Origin of the sequence: Flavobacterium litorale (assembly GCF_019613795.1) — a bacterium.
GTDB classification, from domain to species: Bacteria; Bacteroidota; Bacteroidia; order Flavobacteriales; family Flavobacteriaceae; genus Flavobacterium; species Flavobacterium litorale.
Genome location: NZ_CP080429.1, coordinates 480,102 through 500,643, shown reverse-complemented (window position 1 = coordinate 500,643; position 20,542 = coordinate 480,102). Strand labels below are relative to the sequence as shown.

Sequence of the window (20,542 nt, the reverse complement as noted above, 5' to 3'; positions counted from 1 at the left end):
ATTAACTACCACTAATGATGCAATGGGAGCAGCTACTGTCGTTAAAAAGGCAGGGCGATACAACAAAACGTTTACGGAAAGAGGAAGACGATACCCGTTTGGGTTTTGAGGTAGATTACGACCGTATTATATTCTCGTCTACATTCCGTAGCCTGCAAGACAAAACACAAGTAATACCCCTCTCTAAAACCGATTTTGTACATACCCGCCTTACCCACAGTTTAGAGGTTTCGGTAGTAGGGCGTTCGCTAGGGAGGTTAGTTGGTAAAAAAATAATAGAAAAACATCCGTATTTACAGGATATACACGGTTTCCAAACAAACGATTTTGGTGCCATAGTAGCTGCGGCAGCCTTAGCACACGATATTGGTAACCCACCTTTTGGACACTCGGGAGAGAAAGCTATAGGCGAATATTTTAAAATAGGCAATGGCAAGCACTACCGCGACCAGCTTACGGATAAAGAATGGCAGGATTTAGTTGATTTTGAAGGAAATGCCAATGGGTTTAATCTCCTTGCTACTTCGCGCCCTGGTATTGAGGGTGGTTTACGATTATCGTATGCTACACTCGGTGCTTTTATGAAGTACCCAAAGGAATCGTTACCTAAAAAACCAACTAAGGCTATTGCCGATAAAAAGTACGGCTTTTTTCAGTGCGATAAAGACTTTTTTAAAGAAGTAGCCCAAGAGCTAGGCTTAATTGCAAACAAAACAGGTAACAATATTGGTTACGAACGCCATCCGTTAGCCTACTTGGTAGAAGCTGCCGATGATATTTGTTATACCATTATTGATTTTGAAGATGGAATTAATCTAGGGGTTATTTCAGAAGATTTTGCTTTGGAGTATCTGATAAAACTCGTAAAAGATAAGGTACAGGTACAAAAATACAAAAGCCTAACCACAAAAGAGGATAGGGTAAGTTACCTACGGGCTTTGGCTATTAGTAGCCTTATAAACGATGCCGTAACCGTATTTTTAGATAACGAGGAGGCAATATTAGCAGGTAACTACCCGCACGCACTTACCGACCAAGGAAAGTACACCGCCCAAATGAAAGACATTATTAACCTAAGTATCGAAAATATTTACCAAAGCCGTGAGGTGGTAGAAAAAGAAGTAATAGGCTATCGTATTATAAATACCTTACTAGATACTTTTTGCACGGCTTACAATAACAAGTATGAGGGTAACGCGAGTAATTACGATAAGTTAGTGCTAAAAATGTTACCCGAACGCTTTACTGCCGATAAAGCAAGTTTGTATGATAGATTATTGCATATATCGCACTTTGTATCTACGTTAACCGATGGGAAGGCGCTACTGTTGTACAATACCATTACGGGAGTAAAATAGATTTTTAGATGGGTTTGCCTTTTAGATGTTCTGATAATCCAACCATCTAATATCCCAACTTTCTAAAAAGTATAGCTTAACCCAACACCAAGCATCTGCTTTAGCTGTAGTTTTGGTCCTACGGTTATGGTTTCGCCGTTGAGTTCTTCCGTAGCTTTTATATCATCATCATAAATAATATGTAAGCCAATATTGGCTTTAACGTATTGGTTTACGGTCATCTCTAACGATACCTGCCAATCAATATCAATATTCCCAAACTTATTAATATAGTCGCTGTAAAAACTAATACGGTGGTCCAGCTCTATGTTTTTAAAAATGGTACGTTTTAGCGTATTGGTAATTAATATACCCAGCTCCGTACGCGATTTTTTACCTTCGGTTATAATATTCCCTTCCTCATCCAGTACCGCACCTCGCACACCAAAAGCTCCTTGGTTGGCAAGACTTTGATTAAGCACTAGCGTTGTTTTATTGGTAAGGGGCGAAAAGTAGGCGTTTAACCCTAAATCTTTACGGATGTACTCACTACCAATCCCTAAAAAAATGTACGCGGGCGCAAACGGTCCCGAAATTTCATCAGTAGTATTAGGGTAGGCATACCCGTTGGTAAACTGGGTATTAAACTTAAATTTACCACTGTAGTACCAGTTGGATATCGTATCTTTTCGGTAGCCAAACGTAGAGGTTACTTTAAACTGGTCGTCGGTTTTTCGGGTCTCCTGTCCCTCTTGGCTGTTAAACCCATACCGAAAAAGCATCTCGTTATCCCAATTAATATTATTCTTACTATAATTACGGTCAAATTCACCTTTACCCAATAGGGTAACGGCATTATTACCCCCCACATTCCAGTTTACAAATGCAATTTGCGAAACATCCAGCCCAACCTTATTGGTTCGTTCCCAATACGTAATAGAATCGGGTACTACTGTAGCAATAACTTGCGATTGTATTTGTTGTATAAACGAAAATAGTAGCAATGTTATAAGACTAGCTTTAAACTTCATTTAGTATGGGGTTTGTTATAGGAAAAATGCAAAAATCGTTATTTTCAGTAAGTTGAAAAAATTTCTTTTAAGCTTTTAACGTCAATACCGCAGTATTGTTGTAGTTGTGCTACTGTACCGTGCTGCACAAATGCATCGGGTATGCCCAAAACACGTAGTTTACCCGTATAATTATTTTTGGTTGCAAAAGCAGTAATGGTGCTGCCAAATCCGCCTTTTACTGTACCATCTTCAATAGTAATAATGGTATCGTATTTTTTGATGATGTTGTGTAAGGTATCCTCATCTAACGGTTTTACAAACCCGAAATGATAGTGCGAAAATAAATTAGCATGCTCAACTTCGGTAAGTGCCTGCGTTACATTATTACCAATAGTCCCGGTACTGAGTATTGCAACTTTTTTTCCTTCTTTTAGCTGTGTTGCTTTACCAATTTCAATGCGTTTAAAGGGCAATTGCCAGTTGGTGCTCTCGCTTCTGCCACGCGGGTAACGTATGGCTATGGGGTGTGGTAAACCCAGTTGTGCGGTGTATAGTATATTACGAAGTTCGTGCTCGTTAAGCGGTGCAAAAACAATAAGGTTGGGTATGCAGTTGAGATAAGCTATATCAAAAACCCCGTGGTGCGTTGCGCCATCTTCGCCTACCAAGCCAGCACGATCCAAACAGAAAATAACAGGTAAGTTTTGTAGGGCAACATCGTGTATTACTTGGTCGTATGCGCGTTGTAAAAACGTAGAGTAGATATTACAATATACCGTCATACCTTGTGTAGCCATGCCCGCAGCAAGGGTTACCGCGTGTTGCTCGGCAATACCTACATCAAAAGCCCTTTCGGGGAAAGCCTCCATCATAAACTTCATGGAACTACCCGATGGCATGGCAGGGGTAATACCTATAATTTTCTCGTTTTGCTGTGCTAATTCTACTAAGGTTAACCCAAAAACATCCTGATATTTAGGGGGTAGGTTTTCCTCACTTTTTGGTAATAACTCGCCTGTTTTTTTATCAAATTTACCAGGGGCGTGGTACTTAACTTGGTTTTCTTCGGCTTGCTTTAAGCCTTTGCCTTTGGTGGTAATAATATGCAAAAACTTAGGTCCTGCTACGTTTTTTAAGCGTTGTAGTTCTTTTAATAATGTGGGTAAGTCGTGCCCATCAATAGGACCTGTATAATCAAAGTTTAATGACTTTATCATGTTGTTTTGCCTTGGGTTGCGCCCTTCCTTTACTTCGGTAAGGTAGTTTTTTAGCGCACCCACACTAGGGTCAATACCTATAGCATTATCGTTTAATATTACCAGTAAATTGGCATCGGTAACGCCAGCATGGTTTAACCCCTCAAACGCCATACCCGATGCAATACTGGCATCGCCAATAACGGCAATATGGCTTTTTTGGGTATCGCCTTGCAGTTTGGAGGCAAGTGCCATACCCAACGCTGCTGATATAGAAGTGGAGGAATGCCCAACCCCAAAAGTATCGAAAACACTTTCGCTACGTTTCGGAAAACCGCTTATACCACCCCATTGGCGGTTGGTATCAAATTTATCTTTACGCTCGGTAAGTATTTTATGCCCGTAGGCTTGGTGCCCAACATCCCAAACCAATAAATCATCTGGAGTATTAAAAACATAGTGCAATGCAATAGTAAGCTCTACCACGCCAAGGCTTGCGCCCAAATGCCCCTCTTTAACCGATACAATATCAATAATAAACTCCCGTAACTCTGTAGCCAATTGTGGCAACTGTTCGGGAGATAGTTTACGTAAATCGGTAGGCGTATTGATATGTACTAATAGAGAATTTGCCACTACTTAAATTGAATGAGTAGCAAATTTACTACATTAATATTGGATTATTATTCATTACCCAAAGTTAACATGAGTCAAAAATCAAAAAGTATATATTTGTTTTTTTATTTCAAAAATATTGTGGTAAAATAATCATAATACAACTTGAGCATAAACATCACATATAAATACAATTTACCAAATCCTATGAGACTAATTTTTACCTTTAAATTTCTACTTTTAAACCTTATTGTGTTTTCACAAGAGCCAAGAACAATTGCAAGTGGCTATATCACTTTTAATAGTGATTCTAAAATGGCATTTAAAAATATGGTTATCGAAAATGAAAATTTGACTTTTACTACTACCTCTGAAAATAAGATTAGTTATGCTTTAAAAGGAGTAAAGAAAATTGTAGATAATTATGGTACTGTAGTTTATTTGGCAGAAAAAGGATTTGATGTAAATAAAAGTGCAGAAATAGTTAAAAGAGAAAAAACAGAACAAGAAAAATTAGTCTATCGTTCATCTTCTAAAATTTTGCTAAATGGTGAAAAACTTAAAAAAGATGAGTTGGAGAAATTATTCGGTATTAAACGCACTATATATTGGAGGTATAAAAAAGGCAAAAGCGGCGCAACTGTAGGGAGTATTTTAATGGGCGGTGGGCTGGGATTGCTTATAGGCGGCGGACTAAGTAATATTGGTAATTCTAATAATGGTAGAGAAGGAAGTCCAACCCTGCTTGTAGCAGGTATTGTGATAGGTGTAGTGGGAATACCTATAAGAATTTTAGGCGTGAGAAACTTAAAAAAAGCAGTAAAAGAGTATAACGCACTACAAGTGAGAAAAGTTTCATTTTTAGAAAAAGCAGAGTTTAACGTTATTGCTAATACAAACGGTGTAGGTTTACAATTGCAATTTTAATACTTGTAAATTGTATTAATAATGTGATGTGTTACTTTTGTTACACTATGGAAAACATTTTTACCGACGAATATTTTATGAAAAAGGCACTACAGGAAGCCGAAATGTCTTTTGAGAAAGGCGAAATTCCTGTAGGAGCTGTAGTGGTAATTGATGATAAGGTAATTGCGCGTTCGCACAACCTTACGGAGTTATTGCACGATGTTACTGCCCATGCCGAAATGCAATGCATAACAGCAGCAGCCAATTTTTTAGGTGGTAAATATTTAACAGGCTGTACGCTATATGTAACGCTTGAGCCTTGCCAAATGTGCGCGGGAGCATTGTATTGGAGCCAAATAGCCAAAGTAGTTTTTGGAGCTACCGACCCACAACGCGGTTACCGTGCTATGGGTACGCAATTGCATCCTAAAACCGAAGTACACCATGGTGTTATGGCAACAGAATGTAGTAACCTAATGACTACTTTTTTTAAAAACAAACGAGGCAATTAAAATGAGTGTATGCTGTTTTTATTAAAAAATTAATCCTAAATTTAGTACAATATTTTTATGCTGCCTTTTGTAGCAGTACGCTGTAAAATTATTGTTACCAACGCTTTAAACGTCCTTTTATGAAAAGCCTTAAACTGCTATTGTGTTTTGCAATAGCGCTACTCATTGCATCCTGTTCTAAAAAATCAGGAGAAGAATTCGATTCTGATGCATCCTTATATCGCGAATACATCACGAGCCATAGCTCAGGATTAATTTCTACCAAAGCCGATATAAAAGTAGGGCTTAACGTAACCAAAAGCGAGTGGAAGGTTAACGAAACGCTAAACGACGATTATTTTAGTATATCGCCCAAAGTAAAGGGTAAAGTGTTGCTGCTAGATGCCAACACGATTGCTTTTCGTCCTGATGAGCGACTGGAACACAATAAAGAGTACCGCGTTACGCTACACCTTTCGGAGATTACCGATGTGCCCAAAGCCTTAAAAGATTTCAATTTTAGGGTAAAAACACTAGCGCAGGATTTTAAAGTGGCTATACTCGATTTACAATCGTACAATGAAGATTACCAGTACCTAAATGGTGTGCTAAATACTAGCGATGTTATGGATGTTGCTACAGCCAAACAACTGCTTAGGGCAGAGCAGGAGGGTACGCAGCTACACACACGGTTTGATATGAAAAATGGCGAAGCCACAGAATTCTTTTTTGTAATAGATAGCATACAGCGTAAGGATAACAACAGTAAAATACAGCTTAAATGGACAGGCGAGCCGATAGGCTTGGATAAATCGGGCACAGAAGAATTTACCATTCCTGGCAAAAATAGTTTTAAAGTAATTAGTGTTACTATTGGTTCGGACGATAACCAGTCGTTACTCATTAATTTTTCCGACCCGTTACAAAAAGGGCAAAACTTTAGCGGTTTGGTAGCCGTACAAAATGCCGATAATCTTAAATTTTCGGTAGATGGTAACCTATTGCGTGTGTTTTTTGAGCAACCGCTTACGGGTACACGTATGGTAGAGGTTTTTGAGGGTATTGAAAGCCTTTATGGCTATAAAACCAAAAACACACATACGGAAGAGGTATTGTTTGAGCAGGCAAAGCCCGAAGTAAAATTCATGAAAATCGGTACTATATTACCATCGTCAAACAATTTAAAACTCAACTTTCAGGCGGTAAACCTAAAAGCAGTCGATGTAAAAGTATATCGTATTTACGAGAACAACGTACTACAATTTTTACAGGATAATAATATTGATGGTGCATACAACCTACGCAAAGTAGCATTGCCCATTGCCAAAAAGAAAATTACACTTAATAACAATAAACTAACCAATTATCGTAAATGGAATCCGTATGCGTTGGATTTATCTACGCTTATAACACCCGAACAGGGGGCAATATACCGCGTAGAATTATCCATCAGGAAATCGTATTCTTTATACGGATGTCCTGATAGTGAAGAGGATACCGAAACAGAAAGCGAAGATGAAGATGCAGAATTTTACTCAGGTTTTGATGATGAATATTACGATTACTACGACTACGATTATGATTGGCGTGAACGCGATAACCCTTGTAGTAAATCATACTTCTACAATAAAAAAGTAGCCACTAACGTACTTGCAAGCGATTTAGGTGTAATAGCCAAAGGGAGCGAAAATAACACTTACTTTTTTGCCGTAAACAGCATAGTTACTACCCAGCCCGTTACCAGTGCTACTATAGAGGTATATAACTTTCAACAACAAAAAGTAGCTACTGCCAACACCAGTAGCAAGGGTACGGCAACGGTAGCGTTAGATAAACCTGCGTTTTTTGCCATCGTAAAAAAAGGGAAAAATACCACCTACGTAAAAATGGCAAACGGCAATGCGCTATCGGTTAGTAATTACGACGTAGATGGTACACGCCTGCAAAAAGGATTAAAAGGGTATGTGTATGGCGAGCGTGGTGTATGGCGCCCTAGCGATACCCTGTTTATAGGTTTTGTACTTAACGATAAAGCAGCAAAACTACCACCATCGCACCCTATAAAATTAAAACTGAAAGACCCTAGTGGTAACCTAGTGCATCAGGCAGTACAAACGTATAACGATGCTAACCATTACAAATTTGTAGTACCTACTAACGCCAGTGCACCAACAGGCAATTGGGAAGCTATTGTAGCTGTTGGCGGTGCTACGTTTCATAAACGTATTAAAATTGAAACGATAAAACCCAACCGATTAAAAATTAAAAATGGTTTTGCCGATGCTGTAATTTCAGCAAATAACCCCAATACCGCCGAGCTTGAAGTAACTTGGCTGCACGGTGCGGTTGCCAAAGGTTTAAAAGTAGAAATGCAGGCAAAATTCTTAAAAGAAAAAACAACCTTTAAAAATTATACTAATTATATTTTTGACGACCCTGCACAACGCTTTAAAACTGAAGAAATAAATATTTACTCGGGCAAGGTTGATGACGAAGGAAAAGCCAGCGTAACATTGCAGCCCTCGTTAAAATCGAGTGCACCAGGGATGCTAAAAGCCGCTATTATTACCAAAGCCTACGAAAGAGGGGGCGATTTTAGCACCGATGTAGTTACCGCAAAATATTCGCCCTATCAAACTTATGTAGGAATAAAAACGCCTGAACCCAACAAGTATGGGATGCTCGAAACGGGTAAAGACAATCGTTTTGATGTAGTAGCCGTAACCGAAACAGGCAACCCCCGCGCTAACAGAAAATTGGAGGTGCGCGTGTACAAAGTAAAATGGCGTTGGTGGTGGGATGCCACCCATAACAATGTTTCGGCATACAACAAAGCCATTGCCAATATTCCGTATTTTACAAAAACCATAACTACCAATAGCAAAGGCAAAGCATCGGTAAAATTAAACATCCCCGAAAACGATTGGGGGCGTTATTTAGTACGGGTAACCGATGCAGAAGGGGGGCACTCGGCAGGCGAAACCATTCGTGTCGATTGGCCGTATTGGTCGGGGCGCACCAAAAATAACGGAGGCGATGAAGCAGCTATGTTGGTATTTACTACCGATAAAGAAGAATATGCTGTAGACGAAAAAGCGGTAATATCATTCCCGTCAAGCGAGGGCGGACGTGCGCTGATAGCGTTAGAAAATGGCTCGGAAGTAATAGATACCTATTGGGCAGTTACCGAAAAAGGCGAAACCCGTGTAGAGGTACCCATAACCAAAGCTATGGCGCCCAACGTGTATGTAAACATTACACTATTACAACCGCATGCCACTACCGAAAACGATGCACCCATACGTATGTACGGTATTCTGCCCATAGCGGTAACCGATAAAAACACCATACTACAACCGCAAATTAAAATGCCGTCGGTACTAAAGCCAGAGCAAAAAGCGACAATAAAAATTAGCGAAAAGTCAGGAAAACCCATGACGTATACCGTTGCTGTTGTAGACGATGGTTTGCTCGACCTTACTCGTTTTAAAACGCCCAATGCATGGGATGCTTTTTATGCCAAAGAAGCCCTTGGCGTAAAAACATGGGATATTTACGACGATGTTATAGGCGCATATGGCGGTAAAGTAAACCAAGTATTTAGTATTGGTGGCGATGAGGACTTGGGCGGAGGTAAAGCCAAAAAAGCCAACCGCTTTAAACCTGTAGTTATTTATTTGGGTCCGTACAGCTTGGATAAAGGCGAAACCAAAAGCCACACCATAAAACTGCCCAAATACATAGGCTCGGTACGTACTATGGTAGTAGCATCAAATACTAATGATAATGCATACGGTAATGCCCAAAAAACAACACCTGTACGTAGCCCATTGATGCTCTTGGCATCGTTACCCCGAAAAATTACATCGGGCGAAAAAGTAACCTTACCCGTTACGCTTTTCGCGATGGAAAAGAAAATTAAAAACGTAACACTACAAGTAAAAACCAATAACGGACTTAAAGTACTAGGTAGCGCATCGCAACAAGTATCGTTTACCAATCCAGAAGAAAAAATAGCCTATTTTGATTTAGAGGTTAACGATGTTACAGGGCTAGGCAAAGTAACCGTTACCGCAACATCGGGTAACGAAAAAGCCAGCTATGATGTAGAACTGGATATTGTAAACCCCAACCCTGTTACCCATAATTTTAAAGAATTGGTTTTAGAAGCAGGCGAATCGGGTACCATAGATTGGGATGCCTTTGGCGTATCGGGCAGTAACAAAGCACGCCTCGAAGTATCATCATTCCCATCCATCGACTTTAACCGTAGGCTCGATTATCTTATTCAATACCCACACGGCTGTTTGGAACAAACAACCTCTAGTGTATTCCCGCAACTGTACCTCGCCGATATTGCAAGCCTTAATAACACTAGGAAAGAAAACATACAACGCAACGTAACCGCAGCTATTAAAAAGCTATCGCAATACCAGCTTGCTAATGGTGGTTTTGCCTATTGGTCGGGTAATAGCACTCCCAACGACTGGGGTACGAGTTACGTGGGGCATTTCTTTATCGAAGCCGAAAAGAAAGGCTATGCGCTACCACTCAACGCAAAATCCAAATGGCTACAATACCAAAAACGAGCAGCAAGGCAGTGGCGTTACACCAGCCGTTACCATAACGATTTTGCACAGGCATACAGGTTATACACGTTAGCCTTGGCAGGTTCGCCCGATTTATCATCGATGAACCGCTTGCGCGAAACATCAGGTATTTCTAACAATACCAAATTACGCTTGGCAGCAGCCTACGCTCTAGCAGGACAAAAAAGTGCAGGTTTGGCATTGCTCAACCAAAGCACACTCGATTCGGAAACCAACCGCTACTATTACTATGGTTCGCCCGAACGTAACCGAGCTATGGCTCTGGAAACTTTACTTGTATTGGGAGAAAAATCAGCCGCTTTCCGTATTGCCAACCAACTTGCCGAGAAAATGTCGTCCAACCAATGGATGAGTACCCAAACCACGGCCTACTGCCTGTACGCCATGTCTAAATTTGCTAAAGCCAATGGTACCAAAGGCATTAACGCAGCGTACACCTTTAAAGGCAACACAAAAACAGTAGCAACCAACAAAACATTTGCCGATAGGGTGTTACAGGTATCCGATAACAACACGATAAGCGTACAAAATAACAACGATGGTACGCTGTATGCAAAAGTTATTTACAGCGGTATTTTACCTGTAGGCGAAGAACAAACCGAGCAACGGGGCTTAGGTACTGCTATTGTATTTAAAGATAGGAGCGGAGCCGTTATTAACCCCGCTGCTATAGCACAAGGAACCGAGTTTGTAGCTGAAGTAACCGTACGCAACCTAAAAGGCGAATTTGTAGAGGATGTGGCACTTACGCAGATAGTACCTTCGGGTTGGGAAATTGTAAATACCCGCTTTACCGATTTTGGTGCTTTTGCCGATAACAAAGCCGATTATATTGATATTCGAGACGATAGGGCTAATTTTTATTTCCCGTTAAAAGCATACGAAAGTAAAACCTTCAGGGTATTACTCAACGCAAGTTATTTGGGCGAATATTACCTACCAGGGGTACAATGCGAGGCCATGTACGATAATACCTTTTTAACCCGAACCAAAGGGCAATGGGTTAAGGTGGTAAAGTAACCTAAACCATGCTATACGGATGAGGTTACTACGTTGGATACGAAACAACAAAATAAAATCGGGTAGTATACTGGTGTTACTGGTGTGGTATTACTTTTGTTTGCCCAAGCAATTGTTTAACAACCCGTATGCTACGGTTATAGAAAGCGAGCAAGGCGATTTACTCGGTGCGCGCATTGCTACCGATGGGCAATGGCGTTTCCCAGCGCAGGACAGCATTCCGTATAAATTCAAGCAATGTATTGTTTATTTTGAAGACGAATATTTTTACCAGCATATAGGCTTCAACCCAATTTCGATAGTAAATGCCATACGGCAAAACTACAAGGCAGGTAAGGTAGTGCGGGGCGGTAGTACCTTAACACAGCAGGTAATTCGATTATCCCGTAAAGGAAAAAAGCGGAGCTATTTCGAAAAACTAATCGAATTGATACTTGCTACCCGCCTCGAATTTCGAGATACGAAAGATGAGATACTGGGGTTGTACGCAGCCCATGCCCCCTACGGTGGTAACGTAGTGGGGTTACAAATGGCATCGTGGCGGTATTTTGGTGTGCAGCCATACCAATTATCGTGGGCAGAGTCGGCAACGCTAGCCGTATTGCCCAATGCGCCTGCATTAATTTACCCAGGGCGCAACCAACAGGAACTTCGCGAAAAGCGTAACAGACTTCTCAAAAAACTATATGATGCTGCTGTAATTGATAAAACTACTTACGAGTTATCCGTACAGGAGGACTTACCCCAAAAGCCGTTTAACGTACCGCAAACGGCTCCGCACCTGTTGCAGCGTGTAGCGCAGACCAATACAGGAGAACGCATAAAAACGACCATAGATGGCACGTTGCAACATCAGGTAAACCAAATAGTAGCACGGTACTACAACCAGTACAAGCAAACCGAAGTACACAACCTTGCCGTTTTGGTGGTAGATGTACGTACCCGAAACGTAAAAGCCTATGTGGGCAATTCGCCTACCGATAAATTCCACCAAAAAGATGTTGATATTATCCCTGCGCCCCGCAGTACGGGCAGCATACTAAAGCCATTGCTATTTGCCAGTATGCTCGATGCAGGTGAGTTACTCCCCAATACCCTTATTGCCGATGTGCCTACCCAAATATCGGGTTATAGCCCCAAGAATTATAATTTAACGTACGATGGCGCTGTACCTGCCCAAAAAGCCTTATCGCGCTCGTTAAATGTGCCTGCTGTACTGATGTTGCAGGATTTTGGCGTGAATCGGTTTTACGAACAGTTGCAACGCTTTAAACTCCGCGATGTAAACCAACACCCCAACCATTACGGCTTATCGCTCATTTTAGGTGGTGCAGAATCGAACTTATGGGATTTATGCCAAACCTATGCAGGGCTTACAGGTACGCTCAACCATTTTACCAACAACAATGCCCAGTACTGCAAAAATGAGTTTGCAGCCTTAAATTGGGATAGTAACGTTACGCAAAACTTTGGTAAAACAAGCTATAGCAAAACGCAGTTAGGCGCAGGTGCCATATGGCTTACCTACAATGCTATGAAAGAAGTAAATCGCCCTGAAGGCGATGAGGCATGGCATTTTTACGATTCGTCGTTAGAAATTGCATGGAAAACAGGTACTAGTTTTGGTGGGCGCGACGCGTGGGCTATTGGTACCAGTCCGCGCTATGTGGTAGGGGTGTGGGTAGGCAATGCCTCGGGCGAGGGCAGACCCTCGCTTACAGGTGTGGGGAGTGCTGCCCCTGTGTTGTTTGATGTGTTTAATTTGCTACCACGCCAACCTTGGTTTGCACCACCCCTTAACGATTTGGAACAGGCTACTGTTTGCCAAAAAAGTGGTTATTTGGCAGGAGAATATTGCCCTACGGTACAACAGTTTGTACCTGTTGCAGGAAAAAGTACTAAAGTATGCCCGTACCATAGTTTGGTTAATTTGGATGCTGCCGAGCAGTACCGTGTAAACAGCAGTTGCGAGGACGTGGCTACTATGGTAACCAAATCGTGGTTTGTGTTGCCACCCGTAATGGAATGGTATTATAAAAAGCAACATATTGATTATGCGCCTTTACCACCATTTCGTGACGATTGTACAGGTGCTACGGGTAGTAGTATGGGCTTTATCTATCCTAAAAATAATAGCAAAATATACCTTACTAAAGATTTTAGTGGCGAGTTACAACCTGCTATTTTTAAGGCAGCACATACTAATGCTAATGCAAAGTTATTTTGGTATTTAAACGATCGTTATTTGGGAGTAACCCATACGTTTCATGAAATGCCTGTAACAGCCAAAACAGGGGAATATTACCTAACGATTACCGATGAATGGGGTAATGAAATGCGTAGAAAAATTACAATTGTATCGGAATAATTTATTCAGCAGCTACAGCCGTTCCCTTTTTAGCAAACGCTTTTTTGTTGAATACAATTAATATTCCAACACCTATGGATATAGCAGCATCGGCTACATTAAATATGGCATTAAAAAAAGAGAAGGGTTTATCGCCCCAAATGGGTAGCCACGAAGGTAAGTTACCGCGCCATATCGGGAAATAAAACATATCTACCACTTTACCGTAAAATAATGTTCCGTAAGGGTCGTCAGCAAAAAGGGTTGCTACTTGGTTGTTGCTATGGTCGAATATTACACCATAAAATACGGAGTCGATAATATTACCAAATGCTCCTGCCAGTATAAGTGCAATAGGTACGATGAGGTAGTTGGAGTATTTTTTTTTAACAGAATCATGCAGCCACCAGCCAATAGCAACTACGGCTACAATCCTGAACAGGGTTAGCGCTAATTTACCGTAAGTCCCTGGTATTTGTGCGCCCCATGCCATGCCTTCATTTTCAATAAAGTGTATCCTAAACCAATCCTGACCCAACACCGTAAAATACTCGTCGAGTTTCATATTCGTCTTTATGTAAATTTTCGATACCTGATCGATTAACAATACGATAAAAACGACGATATAGGCTCTTTTTAATGACATTGCAAAAATTTTTACCGACAAAAATACGGGAAATAATTAAATTATAGTGATTTATTACAAGAAGCCCGAACCTGCAACAATAGTTAATCATCCCCTTATTTAAGAGGTTATACTATTCCTGTAGTTTCGGACTTTGTTTCGCCCTAAGGCAAAAAAATATGGATTGCGTACTGTAGTGGTACTGTGCTATTATCGTTGCATGTTTTTAGCTTCGATGCTCATGGTAGCGTGAGGTACGAGTTTTAAACGCTCTTTACCAATAAGTTTACCCGTTACTTTACAAATACCGTAGGTTTTATTCTCAATACGGATAAGCGCATTTTTAAGGTCGCGAATGAATTTTTCCTGACGGATAGCAAGCTGTGAGTTTGCCTCTTTACTCATGGTTGCACTACCTTCTTCAAATGCCTTAAAGGTTGGCGATGTATCGTCGGTACCATTATTAAGGTCGTTCATATAAGCACTACGGATAAGATCCAAATCAGCCTTTGCTTTATCTATTTTCTTTGTAATCAGTTCCTTAAACTCTGCTAAATCAGCATCAGAGTATCGTATTTTCTCATCTATCATATTTCACTATTTTGAAATTAATATTAAAGTTTTTATGTCATCAAATTCTATTTCCGTTCCGTTTTTAATAGCATCTTCAAATACAAGTTCTTCTGTAAGTGTTTCCGACTTTATGTAGCCTTCGTTAGCTGTTACAGCGTCTTGCAATAGCGCACTTTGTTGTAGTGACACTTTTATTTTGTCGGTTACTTCAAAACCTGAATCTTTACGTAAGTTTTGTATTCTGTTTACCAACTCACGGGCAATCCCTTCTTTGCGTAAACCATCAGTTATGGTTATATCTAACGCAACGGTTATTCCGTTGGCATTGGCTACTAGTAAACCTTCGATATCCTGCGATGAAATCTCTACGTCATCAGAGGTTAAGATAATGCTTTTTCCTGAAATTTCAATGGCTATACTCCCCGTTTTATCTATGGTTGCGATTTGTTCTTGCGAGAAATTTTGTATCTCTTTAGAAATCAATCCCATATCACGACCAAAACGAGGTCCTAACGCTTTAAAATTAGGCTTAACCTGCTTTACCAGTACGCCCGATGCGTCGTCTAACAGCTCTACTTCCTTAACATTGACCTCTGCTTTTATCAATTCTGATACGGCTTCAATCTCTGCTTTTTGGTTGGCATCCAGTATCGGAATCATTACTTTTTGTAATGGCTGTCGTACTTTAATCATCTCTTTTTTACGGAGCGAAAGTACGAGCGATGATATTGTTTGCGCCTTTTCCATTCGGCTTTCCAATGCTTTATCAACAAATGATTCGTTGTATATTGGAAATTCCGCCAAATGTACACTCTCAAGAGCTTCTAATTGTGAAGCTTGTGTTAAATCTTTATAAAGCCTATCCATAAAAAATGGGGCTATAGGTGCACCTAGTTTGGCTACAGTTGCTAAACAGGTGTATAGTGTTTGGTAGGCTGCTATTTTATCGTGTGCGTAATCGCCCTTCCAAAAACGACGACGGCACAGCCTTACATACCAGTTACTTAGGTTTTCCTGCACAAAGTCCGATATGGCTCTGGCAGCTTTAGTTGGCTCGTAGTCGGCATAATAACTATCTACGTTTTTAACTAATGTGTTTAGCTCACTTAAAATCCAGCGGTCTATTTCGGGTCTTTCGGCAAGTGGTATCTCTGCTTCGGTATAGTTAAAGCCATCTATATTAGCATATAACGCAAAGAATGAGTAGGTATTATATAACGTGCCAAACAACTTGCGTCGAACTTCGGCTACACCATCAATATCAAACTTTAAGTTATCCCAAGGGTTAGCATTGGCTATCATGTACCAACGGGTAGCATCGGGTCCGTATTCGGCAAGGGTAGTAAACGGATCGACGGCGTTGCCCAAACGCTTACTCATTTTTTGTCCGCTCTTGTCTAAAACCAAACCGTTACTCACTACGTTTTTATACGCTACTTTATCAAATACCAACGATGCGATTGCGTGTAATGTATAAAACCACCCACGGGTTTGGTCGACCCCTTCGGCAATAAAGTCAGCAGGGAATGCCTCGTTGTTATCAATTAGTTCTTTATTCTCAAATGGGTAGTGCCATTGTGCGTAGGGCATAGCACCGCTATCGAACCAAACATCTATTAAGTCGGCTTCGCGCTGCATGGGTTTGCCCGATGGCGAAACTAAGGTAATAGCATCTACTACGTTTTTGTGTAAATCGACAAGATTGTAGTTTTCCTCACTCATATTGCCGGCTTCAAATCCTTTAAACGGATTTTTGGTCATTACACCCGCAGCAATTGCTCTTTCTATTTCGTTGTATAGCTCTTCTACCGAGCCTATCATCATTTCTTCGGTTTTATCTTCCGTACGCCATATAGGCAATGGTATACCCCAGTAGCGGGAGCGCGATAAATTCCAATCGTTAGCATTTTTTATCCAGTTGCCAAAACGTCCTTCGCCTGTTGCTTTTGGTTTCCAGTTAATGGTTTCGTTCAGGTCGAACATACGTTCTTTAACGTCAGTTATTTTAATAAACCAACTATCTAATGGGTAGTAGAGTAGTGGCTCATCCGTACGCCACGAGTGTGGGTAGCTGTGCACATATTTTTCTACTTTAAAGGCTTTGTTTTCCTCTTTTAGCCTAATGGCTATTTCTACATCTACCGATTTTTCGGGAGCTTCATCCTTAGCGTAATACTCGTTTTTAACGTATTTACCGCTAAGGTTGCCCACACCGTCTATAAAACGCCCTTGCATATCTACTAGGGGTACGGGGTTTTCGTTCTCGTCCAGTACAAGCATTGGTGGTACTTCGGGCTTAGCTTCTTTAGCTACTTTAGCATCATCTGCACCAAAGGTAGGTGCGGTGTGTACTATACCTGTACCATCCTCTGTAGTTACAAAATCGCCTAATATTACACGGAATGCGTTTTCAGGGTTTTGATACGGGAGTTTATACGGGAGTAATTGCTCGTAACGTATGCCTATAAGGTCGGCCCCTTTGGCTTCTGCGAATATTTCGTATGGAATCTTTTCTAATGTATCATTTAGATACTTAACCCTTAATTTTTTAGAATCCTCAAGATTTTTTATTGAAGGTTGATCAGTTTTCTTTTCCTCTTCTAATAATAAATTAATTTCCTCCTTAAATTTATCTATATTTCCACTTTTTTGGAGAGCCTTAACTATTTTAGTGTCACATTGTACTTTTAAAAATTTTCCTCGGAATTGTTTCTCTACTAAATTCTTAGCCAAAACTACATTGATTTTATCACCAGTATACTGATTAAAGGTTGTAATAAGTACATAATCAATTTTAGAACCAACTGTCAAGGCGGTATTTGATGGGAGTGTCCATGGGGTAGTTGTCCAAGCTAAAAAATGAATATCTTTTAACTCAGATACATAATTAGAATGTTGCTTATAGAAAAGAAATTTACTATTAATATTTTTAATTGTCGCTTTGTAAAAATTGGCTAAACTTTTATCTAAAATTTTAAACTGTGCTACTATAGTAGTATCGGTAACATCGCGGTAGGCACCAGGTTGGTTAACTTCGTGTGAGCTTAAGCCTGTACCTGCTTTGGGCGAATAAGGCTGTATGGTATACCCTTTATAAATAAGTCCTTTATCGTATATCTGTTTTAGTAACCACCATACGGTTTCCATATATTTTGGCTTGTAGGTAATATATGGGTCGTCCATATCTACCCAGTAGCCCATTTTTTCGGTAAGGTCGTTCCATACGTCGGTATAGCGCATCACAGTTCGCTTACAGGCTTCGTTGTATTCTTCTACCGATATTTTTGTTCCTATATCTTCTTTAGTAATACCCAATTCTTTTTCCGTACCCAATTCTACGGGTAGTCCGTGGGTGTCCCATCCTGCTTTACGTTTTACTTGGTATCCTTTTTGGGTTTGGTAACGGCAAAAAATATCTTTAATGGCACGTGCCATAACGTGGTGTATTCCAGGTAGCCCGTTGGCACTTGGTGGTCCTTCATAAAACACGTATTGTGGTTTACCCTCGCGGGTGGTTACGCTTTTATCAAAAATGTTCTCTTCTTTCCAAAATTCCAGTACCTCGTCGGCTACTTTAGGTAAGTCAAGTCCTTTATATTCAGTAAACTTATTGTTCATTGTATCCTTAATAATAATCAATTCGCGAAAGTAAGGATTTTTTTAATGTAATGGTAGTTATTGGGTTATATAGGATGGATTTAAGGGTTTGGTAAAGGTAGTATTGGAGATGTGTGGATATAAAAAAAGCCCATTTCATTAAAATGGGCTTTTTTTATTATATGTAGTTGCTGTATGCTTATATTGTTTGGTCATCTACAGTAGCGTCGGGTGCATTTTTTTTAACTGATTCGATACCATTATCGCGCGATGCTACACTCTCGTACATTTCGCTAGTACCAATTATTTGTCCGTTGGTAGCTTTTAGGTTAAAGTATGGTTTACCGTTTGATGATTCTTTACGGTCGTATTTAGAATCGTCTTGCGAGTTACGTCGTACAGACTCTATTCCGTTTTCACAACTTGCTTTTGCTTTGTAGCCTTCGCTTGCCAAAATAACCTGTCCGTTACCAGCTTTTAGGTTAAACTGAAATTCGTCATTTTTTCTTTTAGTAATTACAAACTTGCCCATTATTGGATTTTTTTAAGAGTTAATACAGCTAATATAGTAATAATTTATAATGTATTTAACGATTGTTAAAAACAAAAAAACCGCCCTAACATTCAGTTAAGGCGGTTTTTGCTATTCTGTTGCGATAGCATTTCCTTTGCTATCATAAAAGCGGTATTCTAAATACGTGTAAGCGTCACGAGGTATAATTTTAACCCATTTTTTGTGCTCAAAAAACCATTTTGAGCGTATGGATGGGAAACCTTTAGTAAGGTATGCAGCAACAAAAGGGTGTGCGTTTAGCACAATTTTTTTGTTACTCTTCATAATTCTTTCAAGGTCGGCTGTAATTCTATCAATTACTAAAATAGGAGCTTCTATTTCTCCATTTTCGTTATTCGGGTCCTCTTCCCGTGTTTTGATGTTTACTTCTGGCCTTACCCTTTGTCGGGTAATCTGGACAAGTCCAAATTTACTCGGAGGCAGGATTTTGTGTTTGGCTTTATCGTCGCTCATTTCTTCTCGTAAAAAGTCGTAGAGCTGTTTTCTGTTTTCGGCGTTAGACATATCTATAAAATCAATTACAATTATGCCTCCCATATCTCTTAATCGCAACTGCCGTGCAATTTCTGCCGCAGCAATAAGGTTTACTTCCAAAGCCGTAGCTTCTTGGCTTAATGCCTTGTTAGAGCGGTTACCACTATTAACGTCTATAACGTGTAGTGCTTCGGTATGCTCTATAATAAGGTAAGCACCTTTGCTCATGGACACCGTTTTACCAAATGAGGTTTTTATTTGCCTTTCAATGTTGTATTTTTCAAATAAAGGCAAATCGTTGTTTTGGTATAATTTAACGATATTCGCTTTTTGAGGCGCTATTTCCTGCAAATAGTCCTTCGTTTGGTAGAACAAGTCTTCATCATCAACATAAATACCTGTAAAGGTATCGTTAAAAACATCGCGCAGTATTGAGGATGCTTTGTTGACTTCGCCCAATACTTTACTAGGGTGATGTGCTCCGGGGATGCTTTTGCATAAGGCAGACCATTTATCGAGCAAATTTTGCAAGTCTTTGTCTAGCTCAGCTACTTTTTTATCCTCGGCTACTGTTCGTACAATTACGCCAAAGCCTTTTGGTTTTATGGATTGTACCAAACGCTTTAGGCGGTCTTTTTCTTCCTTAGAATCTATTTTCTGTGAAATCGAAATGCGGTCAGAAAATGGTACTAGCACTACATACCTACCTGCCAACGAAAGCTCTGAGCTTATACGAGGGCCCTTGGTAGAAATAGGCTCTTTTACCACCTGAACGAGCATGGATTGATTGGCTTTAAGCACATCTGCAATGGCGCCATTTTTATCAATCTCTTTTTCAAAAGAAAAGTTTTTAAGGGAGTAATCTTTTACTTTACCTGCGCTTACAAGTTTTATGAATTTCATTAAGGAGGGTAGGTTAGGACCTAAATCGTGATAATGTAAAAAGGCATCTTTTTCGTAGCCTACATTTACAAAAGCAGCATTAAGTCCGGCAACAGGTTTTCTGATTTTGGCAAGAAAAATATCGCCTACAGAGAACTTGTTTTTATCTTCCCGTTCTTTATGTAATTCTATTAGTTTTCCATCTTTTAATAAGGCAAAATCTACGGCTTCAGAACCAGATCGAATAATTAGTTCTTTGTTCACACTGTACATTTTTAT

Annotated in this window: 12 protein-coding genes; 5 read left to right on the top strand and 7 right to left on the bottom strand. The window is 40.1% G+C overall.

Annotated features, from left to right (window positions below; genetic code table 11):
* Positions 1–17 precede the first annotated feature (17 nt).
* Positions 18–1,358, top strand: coding sequence for a deoxyguanosinetriphosphate triphosphohydrolase (locus K1I41_RS02200; protein ID WP_220641799.1), 1,341 nt, complete (start codon positions 18–20; stop codon positions 1,356–1,358).
* Between the two features lie 62 nt (positions 1,359–1,420).
* Here the strand turns inward: K1I41_RS02200 and K1I41_RS02195 are convergent, their stop codons facing one another.
* Positions 1,421–2,368: a DUF3078 domain-containing protein gene (locus tag K1I41_RS02195; RefSeq protein WP_220641052.1), complete on the bottom strand. Its 948-nt coding sequence runs from the start codon at positions 2,366–2,368 to the stop codon at positions 1,421–1,423.
* 44 nt (positions 2,369–2,412) lie between these two features.
* Positions 2,413–4,182: a 1-deoxy-D-xylulose-5-phosphate synthase gene (locus K1I41_RS02190; protein WP_220641051.1), complete on the bottom strand. Its 1,770-nt coding sequence runs from the start codon at positions 4,180–4,182 to the stop codon at positions 2,413–2,415.
* A 186-nt stretch (positions 4,183–4,368) separates the two neighbouring features.
* On the opposite strand from K1I41_RS02190, the gene K1I41_RS02185 reads away from it, so the two are divergent.
* From K1I41_RS02185 to pbpC, 4 genes are all read left to right on the top strand, one after another.
* Positions 4,369–5,088, top strand: coding sequence for a hypothetical protein (locus K1I41_RS02185; protein ID WP_220641050.1), 720 nt, complete (start codon positions 4,369–4,371; stop codon positions 5,086–5,088).
* 47 nt (positions 5,089–5,135) lie between these two features.
* Positions 5,136–5,582 carry a nucleoside deaminase gene (locus K1I41_RS02180; RefSeq protein WP_220641049.1) on the top strand — a complete coding sequence of 149 codons (447 nt, stop codon included), beginning with the start codon at positions 5,136–5,138 and terminating at the stop codon, positions 5,580–5,582.
* Between the two features lie 119 nt (positions 5,583–5,701).
* Complete coding sequence (locus tag K1I41_RS02175) at positions 5,702–11,191, top strand: alpha-2-macroglobulin family protein (RefSeq protein ID WP_220641048.1); 5,490 nt, start codon at positions 5,702–5,704, stop codon at positions 11,189–11,191.
* Positions 11,192–11,210: 19 nt separating this feature from the next.
* Positions 11,211–13,559: a penicillin-binding protein 1C gene (pbpC, locus tag K1I41_RS02170; RefSeq protein ID WP_220641047.1), complete on the top strand. Its 2,349-nt coding sequence runs from the start codon at positions 11,211–11,213 to the stop codon at positions 13,557–13,559.
* Between the two features lies 1 nt (position 13,560).
* Here pbpC and K1I41_RS02165 read toward each other — a convergent pair whose 3' ends face one another.
* The 5 genes from K1I41_RS02165 to K1I41_RS02145 form a co-directional block, all read right to left on the bottom strand.
* Positions 13,561–14,184: a lipoprotein signal peptidase gene (locus K1I41_RS02165; RefSeq protein WP_220641046.1), complete on the bottom strand. Its 624-nt coding sequence runs from the start codon at positions 14,182–14,184 to the stop codon at positions 13,561–13,563.
* 189 nt (positions 14,185–14,373) lie between these two features.
* The gene (locus K1I41_RS02160; protein ID WP_220641045.1) at positions 14,374–14,754 is read right to left on the bottom strand and encodes a TraR/DksA family transcriptional regulator; all 381 of its coding nucleotides are present in this window, start codon (positions 14,752–14,754) and stop codon (positions 14,374–14,376) included.
* A 6-nt stretch (positions 14,755–14,760) separates the two neighbouring features.
* The gene (gene ileS, locus K1I41_RS02155; RefSeq protein ID WP_220641044.1) at positions 14,761–18,354 is read right to left on the bottom strand and encodes an isoleucine--tRNA ligase; all 3,594 of its coding nucleotides are present in this window, start codon (positions 18,352–18,354) and stop codon (positions 14,761–14,763) included.
* Between the two features lie 178 nt (positions 18,355–18,532).
* A complete protein-coding gene (locus tag K1I41_RS02150; protein ID WP_220641043.1) occupies positions 18,533–18,865 on the bottom strand; it encodes a YegP family protein in 333 nt (110 codons plus the stop codon).
* A 111-nt stretch (positions 18,866–18,976) separates the two neighbouring features.
* The gene (locus K1I41_RS02145; protein ID WP_255566954.1) at positions 18,977–20,536 is read right to left on the bottom strand and encodes an Rne/Rng family ribonuclease; all 1,560 of its coding nucleotides are present in this window, start codon (positions 20,534–20,536) and stop codon (positions 18,977–18,979) included.
* Positions 20,537–20,542: the final 6 nt, after the last annotated feature.

Bases quoted from the DNA above. Each gene is read 5' to 3' on its own strand.
- K1I41_RS02200 (WP_220641799.1), top strand. From the start codon at position 18: ATGCAATGGGAGCAGCTACTGTCGTTAAAAAGGCAGGGCGATACAACA.
- K1I41_RS02195 (WP_220641052.1), bottom strand. From the start codon at position 2,368: ATGAAGTTTAAAGCTAGTCTTATAACATTGCTACTATTTTCGTTTATA.
- K1I41_RS02185 (WP_220641050.1), top strand. From the start codon at position 4,369: ATGAGACTAATTTTTACCTTTAAATTTCTACTTTTAAACCTTATTGTG.
- K1I41_RS02180 (WP_220641049.1), top strand. From the start codon at position 5,136: ATGGAAAACATTTTTACCGACGAATATTTTATGAAAAAGGCACTACAG.
- K1I41_RS02175 (WP_220641048.1), top strand. From the start codon at position 5,702: ATGAAAAGCCTTAAACTGCTATTGTGTTTTGCAATAGCGCTACTCATT.
- pbpC (WP_220641047.1), top strand. From the start codon at position 11,211: ATGAGGTTACTACGTTGGATACGAAACAACAAAATAAAATCGGGTAGT.
- K1I41_RS02165 (WP_220641046.1), bottom strand. From the start codon at position 14,184: ATGTCATTAAAAAGAGCCTATATCGTCGTTTTTATCGTATTGTTAATC.
- K1I41_RS02160 (WP_220641045.1), bottom strand. From the start codon at position 14,754: ATGATAGATGAGAAAATACGATACTCTGATGCTGATTTAGCAGAGTTT.
- ileS (WP_220641044.1), bottom strand. From the start codon at position 18,354: ATGAACAATAAGTTTACTGAATATAAAGGACTTGACTTACCTAAAGTA.
- K1I41_RS02150 (WP_220641043.1), bottom strand. From the start codon at position 18,865: ATGGGCAAGTTTGTAATTACTAAAAGAAAAAATGACGAATTTCAGTTT.
- K1I41_RS02145 (WP_255566954.1), bottom strand. From the start codon at position 20,536: ATGTACAGTGTGAACAAAGAACTAATTATTCGATCTGGTTCTGAAGCC.